Genomic DNA, 14,843 nt, shown 5'->3' with positions numbered 1-14,843 from the left:
CTGATCTATCTCGCAGACCGGCTCCATCCCTGGCCAGTCGATGGCTCCGGCGCATCCTCCTGAGGTCGTATCCTGCGGCGATGCGTCCCAGTTTGATCAACGAGGTGCGGCTGGACGGACTTCATCGAGTCCTCCCAGCGGCAGGCTTAGGTTGGCTGGTCACCGAGTCGGCCACCGACACCGTCAGCCTGCTCGACCACGATCTGCAACTGGTGCGACGAGTCTCGCTGCCATTCACCGTCCCACGCCTCAACGCCAGCGCGACAAGCCGGTTCGTCGCGATCGCCGATAGTCACGAACTCGTCGTTCTCGACAGTACCGGGGACATCAGCTGGCGACGCCCGTGGCACCGATTCGGAGCCGATCCCACCGACACCGATGTCCCGTTTCATATCGACACTGACGGCATCCTCTGGATCCGCGTGGCCACCACCCGGGTACTCGTAGCTCTTGACGCCGCAACTGGCGCGGAGATCGACCGTGTGACGCTGACCGGCCCTGACGCCGCCTGGTTCGTACACCGACCAGCCGACACCTCCACCGGTCTCGGGCTCCTGCACCCGGACCCTTCACCCAGCGCCCTGATCAGGCTGGATAGCGGTCGCATTGCGCTACGACCACTGCACGGCCTTGATCTCGCTGACTTCAGCCCCGACGGATCGCGCTACCTCACCATGAGCATCGACGGTTTTCTTTCCGTCCGAGAACTCGTCACCGACAGCGTGCTGGCCCAGCGACACGTCGACGACCTGCCCGACTTGCCATCCCGCATTCGGTTCGACAACTGGAGCTTCGAATATCCAGCGCTGTTCCTGACCGACGAAATCATCATGGTGACCCTCGCTCCTCGGGACTACTCGAGCGACGACGAGCACCTTCTGCTCTCGGCACGAAGTCTCCGGTACCGCGCTCGAACGGACTACCCGACCCGGCGATGGCCCGGCCCTCTCGTCAGCGCGGAGAGATCTGGCCGCTGGCTCACTCACGATCACGAGGAAGGCATGCTACGGCTCTGGCAGATCGGGAACACCACGCCGCCGCCAGCGAGCCCGCGGGCGGAATCGACGCCTCTCGACGACGAGCCCATGCCCGGCCAGATCGCATTTTTCTGAACAGCAACGTCGCAGCGGCCCCAATCCCCCACCCGGGTGGGGCCAGAACCCACGGGAGAGCGTCAGAACCAGCCGGCGCAGCCGCGCACTAAGGTCCACTCGATACGGCAGAACGGGATGGCATGCGCACCGAGATGATCAGCCGGCTGGCCGAGGCCGTCGCGTCCGTCCGCGTCGCGCACCCGACCCGGGTCGCCATCGACGGGCCGCCAGCCGCCGGCAAGACCACCCTCGCCGACGAACTCGCCGACGTGCTGCGCGGTCAGGGCCGCGACATCATCCGCGCGAGCATCGACGATTTCCTCGTTCCTCGAGCCCAGCGTTATGCGCGCGGCGAGTACTCGGCCGAGGGCTGCTACTTCGACGCCCACGACCACCCCGCGCTGAACCGGGTGCTGCTCGATCCGCTCGGACCTGGCGGCGACCGGCGGTTTCAGCGCGCGCTCTACGACCACCACACGGACCCGCCGGTCACCACGGCCGCCGCCGACGCCGTGCTGCTCTTCGACGGCGTCTTCCTGATGCGCCCGGAGCTGGTCGATCGCTGGGAGCTGCGCGTCCTGGTGTCGACGGCGCTGGAGAAGACCGTGGAGCGCGCGGTGGTCCGGGAGCGCCAGGTCTCCTCGCGGTCCGCCGTGGAACGGCGCTGGCGCGAACGCTACCTGCCGGCCCAGCGGCTCTATTTCGCCACGGCCCGTCCGGCCGAGCACGCCGACGTCATCGTCCACAACGACGACCCCCGATTTCCGCGCCTGGAGCACCGATCCCCTTAGATCGACGCTTGACACAGTCGTCACCCGAGGAAACACTAAAGAAACATTTCTGAGAGCGCTCTCTCAGTGAGGCCTGGGCAGCCAACGAAAGTAGGACGCACATGAGAGTTGTCCCTCGACGGCGCCGCCGCGGATTGATCGCGATGCTCGCGCTCGTACTGACGGTCGCCGGGCTCGGTGCGGCCGGCGGCCAACCCGCCCTGGCCGCCGCGATCACCGGCAACACCATCGCCGCCCCCGGCGCCAAATGTGTTGACGTCGCCGGCGACGACACCGGTGTCAACGGCACCGCGATCCAGCTCTGGGACTGCCAGACCGCCAGCGCGGACCAGCACTGGACCTGGAGCGGCACCGCGCTGACCACCATCGGCCGCTGCCTCGACGTGGCGAGCGCCGGCACCGCCAACGGCACCCTGCTGCAGCTCTGGGACTGCAACGGCACCGGCGCGCAGCAGTGGACCCAGCAGGCCGACGGCAGTCTGAAGAACCCGTCGTCCGGGCGCTGCATGGACTCGCCGAGCGGCGCCACCGCCAACGGGACCCGGCTGCAGATCTGGGACTGCAACGGCAGCGGCGCGCAGAAGTTCACCGTCACGACGACGCCGACCAACCCCGGCACCTGCCCGACCTACTCCGACACCCCGGACTTCGGGCCGAACGTTCACATCTACGACCACTCGATGTCGGACGCCGCCATCCAGTCGTCGTTGGACAGCGTGTTCAACGCGACCAAGGACACCCTCTCCGCGCAGTTCGGCACCCGGCGTGACGCGCTGGTGTTCAAGCCGAGCACCACGCCGTACAACGTGGGTGCCAACATCGGTTTCAACACCTCGATCCTCGGCCTCGGGCAGAACCCCGACGACGTACGGATCAACGGCGCCGTCACCGTCGACGCGTTCAACGCCAGCGACGCCGGCAACGCGACGCAGAACTTCTGGCGCTCCGCCGAGAACATGTCGATCAACACGAACGGCGGCACGAACCGGTGGGCCGTCGCGCAGGCCGCGCCGTACCGCCGGATGCACGTGATCGGCGGGCTCAACCTCTTCCCGGCCAGCTACGGCTGGGCCAGCGGCGGGTACATCTCCGACTCCAAGATCGACGGCACCGCGGAGTCGGCCTCCCAGCAGCAGTGGTACACCAAGGACAGCACGCTGGGCGCCTGGAGCGGCTCGAACTGGAACATGGTGTTCTCCGGCACGAACGGCGCGCCGGCGACGAACTTCAACACCGACCCGAATGCCGGACCCCGCTACACCACCCTGGCGACCACGCCGGTCTCCCGGGACGTGCCGTACCTCTACCTCGACGCGGCCGGTAAGTACCGGGTCTTCCTGCCGTCGCTGCGCACCAACGCCACCGGGCCGAGCTGGGCCGGCGGCAGCACGCCGGGCACCTCGGTGCCGATGAGCACGTTCTTCGTCGCGCGGCCCAGCGACTCGGCCGCCACGATCAACACCGCGCTCGCCAACGGGTGCAACGTGTTCTTCACGCCGGGCATCTACCACGTGAACCAGACGCTGCACGTGACCAAGGCGAACACCACGGTGCTCGGCATCGGCTACCCGACGATCGTGCCGGACAACGGTGTGAACGCGATGGACGTGGCCGACGTCGACGGCGTACGCCTCAAGGGTCTGCTCTTCGATGCCGGGACCACCAACAGCGACACGTTGCTCAAGGTCGGCCTGGCCAAGTCCGGGGTGTCGCACGCGGGCAACCCGACCACCGTGCAGGACGTGTTCTTCCGGATCGGTGGCATGGTCGCCGGCAAGGCCACCAACAGCCTGGTGGTCAACACCAACAACACGATCATCGACCACACCTGGGCGTGGCGCGCCGACCACGGCGCCGGGATCGGCTGGACGGTGAACACCGCGGACAACGGCCTGACCGTCAACGGCGACAACGTCCTGGCGACCGGCCTGTTCGTCGAGCACTACCAGAAGAACGAGGTCATCTGGAACGGCGCCAACGGCAAGGTCGTCTTCTTCCAAAACGAGATGCCGTATGACCCGCCGAACCAGGCCGCCTGGATGAACGGCTCGCAGAACGGCTACCCGGCCCTGAAGGTCGCCAGCGGTGTCACCGCGTTCGAGGCGTGGGGCTTGGGCAGCTACTGCTTCTTCAACGTCAACAACTCGGTGTCCTCGGCGCGCGCCTTCGAGGTCCCCGCCGTCGCCGGCGTCAAGCTCCACGACATGGCGGCCGTCTCGCTCGGCGGCATCGGCACCATCTCGCACATCGTCAACAACACCGGCGCAGCCGCGAACCCCAGCTACAACAACTCCTACCTGGTCAATTTCCCTTAAAAACCGATTTTGTACGGACGGAAGCCGGGCCCGAGTGATCGGGTCCGGCCCGGCCGGTAATCGGATCGCCTCTGGGCGAGCCCCGTGGCACGATGGCCGGCGATGACGATCGATCCTTACGACCCGCGCCTGCAGTCGCGCAATCTCACCTGGGCCGACGTCGACCCGGACCGGCACCCGTTCGACCCGGCCACCGCGCTCGACACGGTGCGGGCACTGGCCCCGGCCGGCGGCGTCCCGATCCCCATCGGTACCACCCCGCGAGCGGCTACGGTCAGGCCGCGGAGGACGCGCGCTGGGACTGGCAGCGGGAGTTGACATCTCCCCCAGCTGAAGCAGGGGGATTCCACCCTCGCGGGTTGAGCTTTCTGCTTCACCGATCGCTGCCGACCCGGACTACCGGCGAGGGACGGTGGACCGCCCATCGGTCTTCTGCAATCTCCACAGACGTAACTTCCCGCCAGCCCGGCGGTAGGCCCGACCGGCTTGGTTATCACCGGCCGGGCCGGAAGAAATTAGCACACCTGTTCACTCGCGCACCACGGTTGTCCGACGCCGGATTCGCCCTGGCGGCGAACCGGCTGCCCCTGCCCTGCTTCGCAGGGAATCCGTTTCCTCTCCGGCCTGAAGGCCGGAGTATCCACGGAGGTATCCGATGACCGTCGCCCTCGTCGAGCACTACGGCTCCTGGGCCTGCGGCTGGAGCAGCCAGACGGCCGGCCGGCCGACGGCGTGCTGATCGTGCGAGGGAGCGGTGTTCGAGGCGTCTCGCCGAGGCCACCGACCCGGCCGTCCCGGGCCGCGCGGGTCTACCTCGACGTGCTGCACTTCCACCCGTTCGTCGACGGCAACGCGCGGTCGGCGGCGCTCGCGCTGTACTTCGTCCTGGCACGCGAGGACGTGGTGCTGGACCGCGCCGCCCCGCTGCTGATGACCCGCTGGCCGGCTGCCGACCCCCGCAGCGCCGAAGGCCTGGCCGGCTTCATCGCCGTGCTCATCAGACAGACCCGCCGATGACGTCGGTGGATGACGTGTACGAAAGGGCGGTCGACTTCGGAGCTGATGGCGAGGTGCCGGCGGGTACGCCGATCGGTACGGCGCACCTGTCGCACGTCATGCGGGTCTACAACTCCATCCTCGGCGGCGGTTTGGGTTCGGCGGTGGCGGTCGTCGAGCCGGACGAGTTCGAGCGTGCCGTGGCAGGGTTCCGCTACCTTGGCCTGCGTGAGATCGCTGACCTGCTCGCGCGGTTGGTCGAGAGTTACGGCCGACCTGAGCACGACTTCCGGGAACAACGCGGGCTGGAAGAGCTGCTCAGCTCCGGCGATCCGGTGAGCGACGCTTTCGCGACAAAGGCGGCTGAGATTCCATCGGACTTCGGGCTCACAAGCTCGTGACGGGACTGATCGGCCTGGCCCTTGCCCTCGTGATGGCCGAAAAGGGGCACGGCGCCTCGTCGGCGACCAAATGTCCCCGGAGGACTTCCAGAAGAAATACGGCTGCGACTGAGCAACGGCCCGGTCACCACGTCCATCCGGTCCGCGTGACGGGAGCGTAGGCCTGACACAACGGGGAGTGTCGCTGGTTGACACTGCGGGTGACGATGGCGGTCCATCGTGGACTTCGCGGGAGGCATCGGCATGGCTCGACGTTGGATGGCGGTTTTCCTGGCAATACTTCTCGCTGGGCTGGCTGCTCCGGCGCCGGCCGGGGCGGCCGCCGGGACCGACCGGTATGTGGTGCGACTCAAGGCTGCTAGCGAGGTCGGGCGGTTGGCCGGGGTGGCCGGTGGGGTGGTGCACCGGCGGTTTGCGCGGGCGATTCCTGGGTTCAGCGCCGACCTCACGCCTGCCGCAGCGGCCAGGCTGCGGCGGGATCCGGCCGTCGCCGCGGTGGACGCGGTGCGACGGGTACGGATCAGTGACACGCAGAGCGGCGCGGGGTGGGGCCTGGACCGAGCCGACCAGCGCGCGCTGCCACTGGACGGGAAGTACACCTGGAGCGGTGGCGGGGCCGGGGTGACCGTCTACGTGGTGGACACCGGGGTGATGGTGACGCACACCGAGTTCCAGGGGCGGGCCAGCGCGCCGATCAGCACGGTCGGTGACGCGTTCGGCACCACCGACTGTCATGGGCACGGCACGCACGTGGCCGGCACGGTCGGCGGGGCCACCTACGGCGTCGCCAAGAAGGCCACCATCGTCGGGGTGCGGGTGCTGGACTGCTTCGGCGAGGGCACCGACGAGGCGGTGGTCGCCGGGCTGGACTGGGTGATCGCCAACCACGTCAGCGGGCCGGCCGTGGTCAACCTGAGCCTCGGCGGGGACCCCTCGCCCGTGCTCGAACAGGCGGTGAACGCGACCGTCGCGGACGGGATCACCGTGGTCGCGGCGGCCGGCAACGACAGCGGCGACGCCTGCCGGCACAGCCCGGCCCGGGTGCCGGCCGCGGTGACCGTGGGCGCGACTGCCAAGGACGACACCCTGGCGAGCTTCTCCAACCGCGGGCCGTGCATCGACCTGCTCGCGCCCGGCGACGGCATCCTCTCCGCCACCAACTGGTCCGCCACCGCCAGCACCACGATGTCCGGCACGTCGATGGCCGCGCCGCACGTGGCCGGTGCGGCGGCGCTGCTGCTCGGGCGGGAGCCGACGCTGACCCCGGCGGTGGTGGCCGCGCGGCTCACCTCGTCGGCGACGCCCGGCACGATCCGCCCGCTGCCCGGTGACACCGCGAACCTGCTGGTCAGCACGCTGGTCACGCCACTGCCGCTGAGCACTCCGGCCGCCCGGCGACTGCCGGATCCGCTGGTCGGGCGGGCGTACGCGGCGACGTTGCAGGCGACCGGCGGGGTGGGGCCGTACACGTGGAGCGTCACCGGCGGCACCCTGCCGGCCGGGTTGACCCTGACCGCGGCGGGCCGGCTCAGCGGCACGCCCACGGCCGCCGCGGGTGCGGGGACTCTTTCGGTACGCGTACGCGACAGTGCCGCCGCCACCGTGAACGCGACGATCACGCTGGCCGTCCGTACCCCTGGGTTGCCTCTTGCCGGTGAGTCGGTGCCTGCCGTGCGCGCGCCCAGCGGCGGCCAGCCCTCCGCGGACGCCGGCGCGGTGTCGGTGAGCGCCGACGGCCGCTATGTCGCGTTCGTCTCCGACGCCGCGGACCTCGTCGCGGGCGACACCAACGGGGTCGCCGACGTCTTCGTCACCGACCTGGCCACCGCCACCACCACGCTGGTCAGCCGGCCCGCCGCGGGCACGGTCGCGGCCGCGGCGAGCTGGCAGCCGGACATCTCGCCGGACGGCCGGTGGGTGGCGTTCACCTCGTCGGCCCGGCTCTCCGCCGACGACGCCAACGACAGCACCGACGTCTATCTCACCGACCGGACCACCGGCGCGGTACGCCTGGTCAGCCGCCTCGCGGGCAAACCGGCCGCCGGCGGCAGCGACTCCCCGTCGGTCAGCGCGAACGGCACCCGGGTCGCCTACGTCTCGTCCGCGCCGGCGCTGTGGGGCGGCGCCGAGCCGGGCGTGATCGACCAGGTGCTGGCCGCGACGATCGCCACCGGCGCGCAGACCGTGGTCAGCGTGACCACGGCCGGCGCGGCCGGGGGCGACCACAGCGGCGACCCGGTGATCTCCGATGACGGTCGGTACGTCGGCTTCACGTCCAGCGCGGGCGGGCTGAGCGGCACGGCGAGCAGTGCCTACACCGCGCACGCGTATCGCCGGGACCTGACCGCCGGCACCACCCGGATGGTGTCGAACCGGGCCGACGGCGCGGCGGACACCTGGGGCGAGCTGCTCGACATGTCCGCGGACGGCCGGTACGTGCTGCTCACCTCGATGGACCAGCTGGCCGGGGAGATCGGGGTGTACACCACACAGGTGTACTGGCGGGACCTGACCACCGGGACCACCCGGGTGGCCAGCCGGGACCCGGGCGCCGTGGCCACCGCGGATCGGGTGGTGGGCGGCCGGCTGTCCGGCGACGGGTCGCAGGCGGTCGTGTCGGTGCAGCGCGGTGACGTGCTGGGCCTGCTGCTGGTGACGCCGTCGACCGGAGTGTCGCGGCGGGTGGGTGGTTGGTATGCGGCGCTGCCGCCGGACTACACCGGGAGCCGGCGGGTGACCGACGGCGCGGTGCTGTCCCGGGACGGGACTTACGCGGCGCTAGCCACCACGGACGGGTCGGCGGTGCCGGGCTACCTGGCCGGGCCGCTGACCGCGGTGGTGACCCGGCTGCGCTGACCGGTCCCGGTTGTCGGCTGGCGCTCAGGGGTGCCTCCGCAGCGCGGAGGCACCCCTGAGGCCCAGCCGGGACCTGGGGGCGCGCTGCGGTCTGGAGTGGGCCGCAGTCGCGCGCGGGGCCACCACGGGACGTGGCTTCTAGCCTGCGGCGGGGCGCTCGGTAGTCGTACCGAAGAAGGGGTGACCGGAAGTGGACAGCCGGCCTGGGGCTGGGGTCACTGGCGGGGGCCGTGGATCTCGTGGTGCAGGCGTTGCATGCGTTCGTCGAGGCGGGCGGCGTCCTCCGCGGCGGCGGCCAGCTCGGCGCGCAGGGCCGCCGGGACGTCCGCGTCGTGCTTGTAGTAGATCTTGTGTTCGAGGCTGGCCCAGAAGTCCATCGCCACGGTGCGCAGCTGGACCTCGACCGGGACCGCGACGACCTGGTCGGAGAGGAAGACCGGGATCTCGACGATCAGGTGCAGGCTGCGGTAGCCGTTCGGTTTGGGCTGGGCGATGTAGTCCTTCGTCACGACCAGGTGCACGTCGGGCTGGCGGGTCAGCATCCGGGCGACCGTGTAGACGTCCGGGACGAAACCGCAGACGATCCGGATCCCGGCGATGTCGCGGATCCGGGCGCGCATGTCGTCGAAGGTGAGCGGGCACTCGATCCGGCGCGCCTTCGCGGTGATGCTGGCCGGGGTCTTGAGACGCGGGCTGACGTGCTCGATCGGGTTGCCGCGGCCGCGGTGCGCCAGCTCCTCGGCCAGAATGTTGATCTTCGTGCCGATCTCCGCCAGACCGAATTTGTACACCATCAGGAACTTGTTCACGTCGGCGAACCCGTATGCACCGAACGGCCCGGTGACGTTGTCGTCGGGCGTACGCCGAGCGAGTTCCCCCAGCCCGGACTGCTCGGTCGTCACGATCAACTACTCCTCGGCGCGTCCGGTGACTTCCTCCACCGGACAATCGGCATTTCCGCACCGCACGGTAGCCGACTGCCGCTCGACCCGGACGAAAAGGTCAGCCGTTCTCACCCCACCTCCGGCGGAACCAGCGTCGCGGCGGTCCGGGTGAGGGCGCAACGGGCGGGGTGACCGGACCTGACGCGGGCGGGGTCGGCGCTGGTGACCGGGCTGCATTCACCCTGATGGGTGACGGAGCGTCGGCACCCGCGGGTGGTCACCGGTCGGATCCGGGGACGGGAGGCGGCTCCCCGTCGTACCCAAGGAATGCCTTTGATCTTCCATTCTTCGCCCGCGACCTGTGGCGCGTCGGCGCTGGGCCGGCTTCCTGTCCAGTCGACGCTGGCCCAGCAGGACGCCGGCCAGGACCAGGGCCAGGCCGCAGACCTGGCGGGCGCCGAGGGTCTCGCCGGAGACGGCCGTGCCGAGCAGGACGCCGGTCACCGGGTTGAGCAGGCCGATCAGGCCGACCGTGCCGGCGCTGAGGTGACGCAGACCGGTGAACCATGCCGCGAAGGCCACCGCGGTCGCCACCACCGTGACATAGGTGAACGCCACCGCCTCCCGCGCGTCCAGGACCGGCGGCGCGCCCTCGACCAGCACCGCGGCCGGGAGCAGGATCAGCCCGCCCGCGATCAGCTGCCACGAGGTCAGCGAGAACACGTCGAGGCCGGCGCTCCACTTCTTCGCCAGGACGTAGCCGAGCGACGACATGGTCATCGCGGCGACCGAGGCGAGCACGCCGCGGGCATCGACGGCGACCGGGCCGGTGAACAACATCAGGCACACGCCGGCGACCCCGATCCCGGCGCCGGCCAGGTGGGCGGCCTGGGGCCGTTCGGAGAGCGCCGCCCAGGCCATCAGCATCAGCCCGACCGGCGACGTCGCCATGATCGTCGAGGCCACGCTGGTCGGGAGCAGCTGCGCGGCCAGGTAGATCAGCGCGAAGAACGCGCCCATGTTCAGGCTGCCCAGCACCAGCGAACGCCACCACCATTCACCGGAGGGCAGACGGCGGCGGACCAGCAGGAGCAGCAGGCCGGCCGGGAGCGCGCGGATCGCGGCGCCGTAGAGCGGGTAGTCGGCGGGGAGGTAGCGGTGGGTGACGAAGTAGGTCGTACCGAACGCGATCGGGGCGAACGCGGTGATCAACGGCCACCGCAAGTTAGCTTCCATGGAAGACAATATAGCTTCCAGGGAAGCTATATTGGCAAGATGAGTGAGACGTCCGACCACGTCGCCCGGATTCAGCAGGCTTGGGCCCGAGAAAGGCCAGACCTAGACGTACGACCACAGGGCGTCATCGGCCGCCTGCACCGCCTCGCCGGGCACCTCAACGAGGAGCTGCGCCTGGTCTACCGGCGGTACGGGCTCGGCGAGGGCGAGTTCGACGTGCTCGCCGCCCTGCGCCGGGCCGGCGCGCCGTTCGAACGTGCGCCCGGTGAACTCGCCACGCACACCATGGTCACCACCGGGGCGATGACCAAGCGCATCGACCGGCTGGAGCGGGACGGGCTGGTCACGCGGCGGCGCAGCTCGGGTGACGGGCGGTCGCGGGTGGTCGCGCTGACCGAGGCCGGGCGCGACCTGATCGACCGGGCGTTCACCGAGCACATGCGCAACGAGCGGCGCCTGCTCGACATGCTGGCGGCGGAGGACACGGAACGCCTGGAGGCGATCCTGGCGACCTGGCTGGCAGGTTTCGAGTCCCCCTGAGCTTCCCGGCCCCGTCGCTTCGGGACCACTGGGCCGGGCGTCCTTTGTGCATACTTCAGGTCCTTGAGCGACGGGGGCGGAAATGCACGCGGAATACCTCCGGGACGCGGCGATGACTGCGGCGATCTTCGGTTTCTTCACGATGAACTGGTTCGGCTGGGCGTTGGAGGGGCCCCCGGTGTCCTGGCGGCGGTGGCTGATCGGTGGGCTGGTGCTCGCTGGGCTGACCTGTGCGGCCGGGGTGGTGGTGGCGGTCCTGCACTGGTCGGACGGGACCGTTTTTGATCCGGATACCGGGCGGGTGTTCGGGATCGTGGTGGGGGTGGAGTTCGCGGTGGCCGGGATCGGGGCCGCGGTGCTGGGGTGGCAACGGCGCGCGGCGTGGATTCCGGTGTGGATCGCGTTCGTGGTGGGGGTGCATCTGTTCCCGGTGGCGGCGATCCTGCACTACCCGGTGATCCACGTGGTGGGGGTGCTGGTCACGGCGGCTTCGGTGGCGGCGATTCCGGTGGCTCGGCGGCGAGGGCTGCTGCCCAGTGCGGTTGTCGGGGCGGGCACCGGGGTTCCGCTGGTGGCGGGCGGCGTCTATTCGCTGGTCAGTGCGGTGGTGGCGTTCTGAGCCCGCTTGCGGGGTGCGCTGTTGGTGTTGCGTGGGGATTTTGGGTGCGCAGCGCACCACAACTTCACACGCAACGCCGCTCCGGGCAAACGAGGACCGGCGGTTGTGGGGTAGTGGAGCAGCGGTCGCGCCGCACTTCCTTTTCTCCCGCTGCGCTGGATGTGGCCGCAGCCCAGACCGAGGGGATGACCGCCTCTTTCATCAAGGAACTGGTACGCCGCGCCGTGCTGATCGCCGCGGAGGCCGAGCAGGATGCCGGCGACGACGACCTCGACCACGCCACCCGGGAAATGCTTGATGAAGCTCAGAACATCACCCGGTCGCTGCTGGGCTCCATCACGGACCGATGACTGGTGCCGTCACCTGATGCAGTGCACTTTCTTCGGCATCAGTGCAGGTCGTCAGCTCGCTGAATCGTGAGGTCTCTTCCCTGGATGGGTACCAGACGACGACCCCATGGCATGGAGTTCTCTCCCCGCGATGGTCGCCGCCCGGCGCTCCGACGGTTCGCACGGCGAGCGCGCCGATGAGCGACGAGTCAGCCCTGGTAGATCGCGTCTCGGCAGGACCGGGTCGCGGTAGGCGGTGGCCAGAGTGATCCAGGACGAAACCACCACAGCCGCCGCACAGCGCGATGCCGCTGTCACCGGTCGATGCGTCGTTGCGTCCAACGTGGACCTCGTGTGGTAGAAGTCTTAGTGTGACAAGGAGATCCGCTGAGGACGGGCGGCGAAATCCGGCTCCGCGCAAGGACTTGATAGAGCGTTCAGCGCCCTTCCTGCCGCCCGGTAGCGTGATCAAGCAGGCTTTTATCTACCAGTCAGCGCCAAGTTTCCGCTATTTCCTGCTCACCTATACACTCGGGATTGTTCACTGGAACAAATATGGCTGCGTGGCAATCACCGATGAAGCCATTTTCGTGCTGGAGAGCGCCAAGTCGTCTGCCGGTGCGCGGCCGGAGCGGCTGCTTGGGCAACTGCCGCGACCGACCCGGATCGGACCAGTGTCCGGCCGTTGGGCGGAGCTGGACATCCTCCGCCCGATCGCCGGAGGGCGTTGCTGGGTGCACAAGCGCTTCTTCGACCAGATCACGGCCACCGACCACGCGGCTGGCTTCAGCGAATAGAAATGTCGGGACAGCGGCCTCGGCCATCCGCCGTCGCACCCACGCCCAGCCGCTCGCAGGCGTGGGTGGGTACGGGTCGGGGACCGCCATCGGCTCCATGAAGCCGAGCCGGTGGCGCTCCAGCGCCCCGAGCGGCATGCCGACGAGCAGCAGCAGCGGAACCAGCAACAGTGGAACGACGGCCAGCCAGGTGATCGCGACGACCGCCACGCTGGCGGTCACAGAGGCCAGGCTGCGCCATGGTCAGTGCGACAGCACGAATCGGACGGGGTTGCCCGCCATCGCCCGCCACAAGCTCGTCACCACGGTCACGACCCTATGACACCGAGCAGCCAGGTGGCGGGGTCCAGCGCCGAGAGTGCACTGGCCACTGCCATGAGCAGCAGCAGACATGCGGTCAGGGCCGTGATGACACCGAGGGTGCTGTGCATGAATCTGACGCGGGCGCTCAGGTCGCCGCCGGCACGCCGCTTCCAGACATGGACGCTCGCCAGGGCGGCCGCCACCATCAGCGTGGCGGCAACCGCCACCGTGACCCAGTGGTATCGCTCGACCTCGCCGAGCAGTGCCGTCAGCGCGGGAGAGCCGGCGTGCGGGCTTGCCGATGCCGCCAGCCCGTCACGCATCTCACTCACCGTCTGTGCTAATTGCCCGTCGGTGGTCCGACCGGGTAGCAGCGGCAGCAAGGCGACCAGCGGGACGGCCGTGGCCTGGATGTTCAGCAACAGCACTCCGGTGGCGAGAACCGTCGACACCGTTGCGGCCGTGGCAACCACCGCGTACCACGGCCGGACTCGCAGGTATCGCCGCCACAGCGCGGTGGCGAGCAGGGCGAAGACAACGACCGACGCCGTGCTGATCACCACTTTGATGGCATGCCATTGGAACCAGTAGTCGACCAGCGTCGTCAGGTCGGCGGGGAACGCGGTGGTTCCGCTTCGCCAATACTCGACGAGAGCACGCCCGAGGGCGTCCTGCCGTGTCGCGTCATTGTTGTAAGCCCCGAAGGCCGGCTCCAGCAGGGCGGCGGGGGCGAGCACGAATGCTGTCCCCAGAGCTGCGCCGGCCACCAGCAGCAACCCGATCACTGATGTCGAATGCAGTCGAAGGTTTCGGCGGTCGGAACCCGTTGCCGTGATCGGTGGAAATCGCATGGTGCGACGGTAGAGAAGGGACCGCTTGGAGCGCGATGGTGCTGGAGATAGCACCGTCGGGTGGGGTTGCCCTACCCCTGCGGTGTAGCTAGCTCTACCCCAGGGCGAGTTTCACCGTTGCCCTATGATCGGCCGGCCGGGGCGCGGGTGGGTCCGCACTCGCGTCGAGGGCTACAACAGCGCACTCGGGGAAGGCCCCTGCGCGGATTCCACGATCACGTGGCTGAGCGCGTCCTGGGCCGGTATTCCCCTCGCCACTGGAGCATGATCATTGCGTCGGCGGAGCCGCTTGTGGCTGCCCGGGGCGATCGAGATCTCCATGACCTGCCGCAGGAACTGCAGCTCAGCTCGACGCATCGCCTGGTTGATCTCCTCGAGGAATACGCAGCCCGGAGCCGAGACGCCTGATCCGGACTGCTGACTGCGCAACCAGCAGGCGGAGGATCCACTGATCTGCGGGTGCCCCTCGGCCGGTCGGTCAGGGAGGCGGGGCTGGTTCTGGCGGCCGTTGTGGAGGGCCGCACCCGAGTGCGGTCGCGGCAGGCGCCCAGGACCGCGACCCGGCGACCGCCCCGCGTGGCAGCCGACCGCGGGTCCCCAGCGCCCGTGGGCCGGTGACGGCCGTGGCATGCGCCGCGCGGACCGGGCGTCTGGGCACCGGCAGCGACGCGTGGCATGCCGACGGGCTCGGCGGGATGCCATTTCCCGGAGCGACCATTGGATAGCGAGGCCAGGTTTTCGCGGAATAGTCAATAGGGAAATTCGGCGACGTAGACAGCACGGTTCCGGTAAAGGCAAGCTCGTGAGAGGTCTATCGCTTAACCGGGTGTT

General features: G+C 69.4%; 14 protein-coding genes. 10 read left to right on the top strand and 4 right to left on the bottom strand.

The window, feature by feature from the left end:
* Positions 1–80: 80 nt before the first annotated feature.
* The 7 genes from Apa02nite_RS21815 (at position 81) to Apa02nite_RS21785 (ending at position 8,453) form a co-directional block, all read left to right on the top strand.
* Positions 81–1,112 carry a hypothetical protein gene (locus tag Apa02nite_RS21815; protein WP_203826624.1) on the top strand — a complete coding sequence of 344 codons (1,032 nt, stop codon included), beginning with the start codon at positions 81–83 and terminating at the stop codon, positions 1,110–1,112.
* A gap of 122 nt (positions 1,113–1,234) precedes the next feature.
* The gene (locus Apa02nite_RS21810; protein WP_203826623.1) at positions 1,235–1,885 is read left to right on the top strand and encodes a cytidylate kinase family protein; all 651 of its coding nucleotides are present in this window, start codon (positions 1,235–1,237) and stop codon (positions 1,883–1,885) included.
* A gap of 143 nt (positions 1,886–2,028) precedes the next feature.
* Positions 2,029–4,200 (top strand): pectate lyase-like domain-containing protein, encoded by a 2,172-nt coding sequence (locus tag Apa02nite_RS21805; RefSeq protein ID WP_239164461.1) that lies wholly within the window; start codon positions 2,029–2,031, stop codon positions 4,198–4,200.
* Positions 4,201–4,302: 102 nt separating this feature from the next.
* Positions 4,303–4,518 carry a hypothetical protein gene (locus tag Apa02nite_RS21800; protein WP_203826621.1) on the top strand — a complete coding sequence of 72 codons (216 nt, stop codon included), beginning with the start codon at positions 4,303–4,305 and terminating at the stop codon, positions 4,516–4,518.
* A 423-nt stretch (positions 4,519–4,941) separates the two neighbouring features.
* Positions 4,942–5,217, top strand: a complete 276-nt coding sequence (locus tag Apa02nite_RS21795; RefSeq protein WP_203826620.1) for a Fic family protein — start codon at positions 4,942–4,944, stop codon at positions 5,215–5,217.
* Positions 5,214–5,597, top strand: coding sequence for a hypothetical protein (locus Apa02nite_RS21790; RefSeq protein ID WP_203826619.1), 384 nt, complete (start codon positions 5,214–5,216; stop codon positions 5,595–5,597). The genes Apa02nite_RS21795 and Apa02nite_RS21790 overlap by 4 nt, the downstream gene beginning before the upstream one ends.
* A gap of 243 nt (positions 5,598–5,840) precedes the next feature.
* Positions 5,841–8,453: a S8 family serine peptidase gene (locus Apa02nite_RS21785; RefSeq protein WP_203826618.1), complete on the top strand. Its 2,613-nt coding sequence runs from the start codon at positions 5,841–5,843 to the stop codon at positions 8,451–8,453.
* A 215-nt stretch (positions 8,454–8,668) separates the two neighbouring features.
* Here the strand turns inward: Apa02nite_RS21785 and Apa02nite_RS21780 are convergent, their stop codons facing one another.
* Positions 8,669–9,355, bottom strand: coding sequence for a GTP pyrophosphokinase (locus Apa02nite_RS21780; protein ID WP_232344954.1), 687 nt, complete (start codon positions 9,353–9,355; stop codon positions 8,669–8,671).
* Positions 9,356–9,574: 219 nt separating this feature from the next.
* The gene (locus tag Apa02nite_RS21775) at positions 9,575–10,573 is read right to left on the bottom strand and encodes an EamA family transporter (RefSeq protein ID WP_203826617.1); all 999 of its coding nucleotides are present in this window, start codon (positions 10,571–10,573) and stop codon (positions 9,575–9,577) included.
* Positions 10,574–10,612: 39 nt separating this feature from the next.
* Here Apa02nite_RS21775 and Apa02nite_RS21770 point away from each other — a divergent pair, with 39 nt between their 5' ends.
* From Apa02nite_RS21770 to Apa02nite_RS21760, 3 genes are all read left to right on the top strand, one after another.
* A complete protein-coding gene (locus Apa02nite_RS21770) occupies positions 10,613–11,113 on the top strand; it encodes a MarR family winged helix-turn-helix transcriptional regulator (protein WP_203826616.1) in 501 nt (166 codons plus the stop codon).
* A gap of 82 nt (positions 11,114–11,195) precedes the next feature.
* Positions 11,196–11,732, top strand: coding sequence for a hypothetical protein (locus Apa02nite_RS21765; protein WP_203826615.1), 537 nt, complete (start codon positions 11,196–11,198; stop codon positions 11,730–11,732).
* A gap of 113 nt (positions 11,733–11,845) precedes the next feature.
* Positions 11,846–12,082 (top strand): hypothetical protein, encoded by a 237-nt coding sequence (locus Apa02nite_RS21760; protein ID WP_203826614.1) that lies wholly within the window; start codon positions 11,846–11,848, stop codon positions 12,080–12,082.
* A gap of 470 nt (positions 12,083–12,552) precedes the next feature.
* Here Apa02nite_RS21760 and Apa02nite_RS21755 read toward each other — a convergent pair whose 3' ends face one another.
* Both Apa02nite_RS21755 and Apa02nite_RS21750 read right to left on the bottom strand, forming a co-directional pair.
* Positions 12,553–13,080 carry a sensor domain-containing protein gene (locus Apa02nite_RS21755; protein ID WP_203826613.1) on the bottom strand — a complete coding sequence of 176 codons (528 nt, stop codon included), beginning with the start codon at positions 13,078–13,080 and terminating at the stop codon, positions 12,553–12,555.
* An 86-nt stretch (positions 13,081–13,166) separates the two neighbouring features.
* On the bottom strand, positions 13,167–14,012 hold the full coding sequence (locus tag Apa02nite_RS21750) for a hypothetical protein (protein ID WP_239164460.1): 846 nt from the start codon (positions 14,010–14,012) through the stop codon (positions 13,167–13,169).
* Positions 14,013–14,843: the final 831 nt, after the last annotated feature.

It is taken from the genome of Actinoplanes palleronii (genome assembly GCF_016862315.1).
In the GTDB taxonomy this organism is placed as follows: Bacteria; Actinomycetota; Actinomycetes; order Mycobacteriales; family Micromonosporaceae; genus Actinoplanes; species Actinoplanes palleronii.
This window is presented reverse-complemented; position numbering and strand designations above follow the sequence as displayed.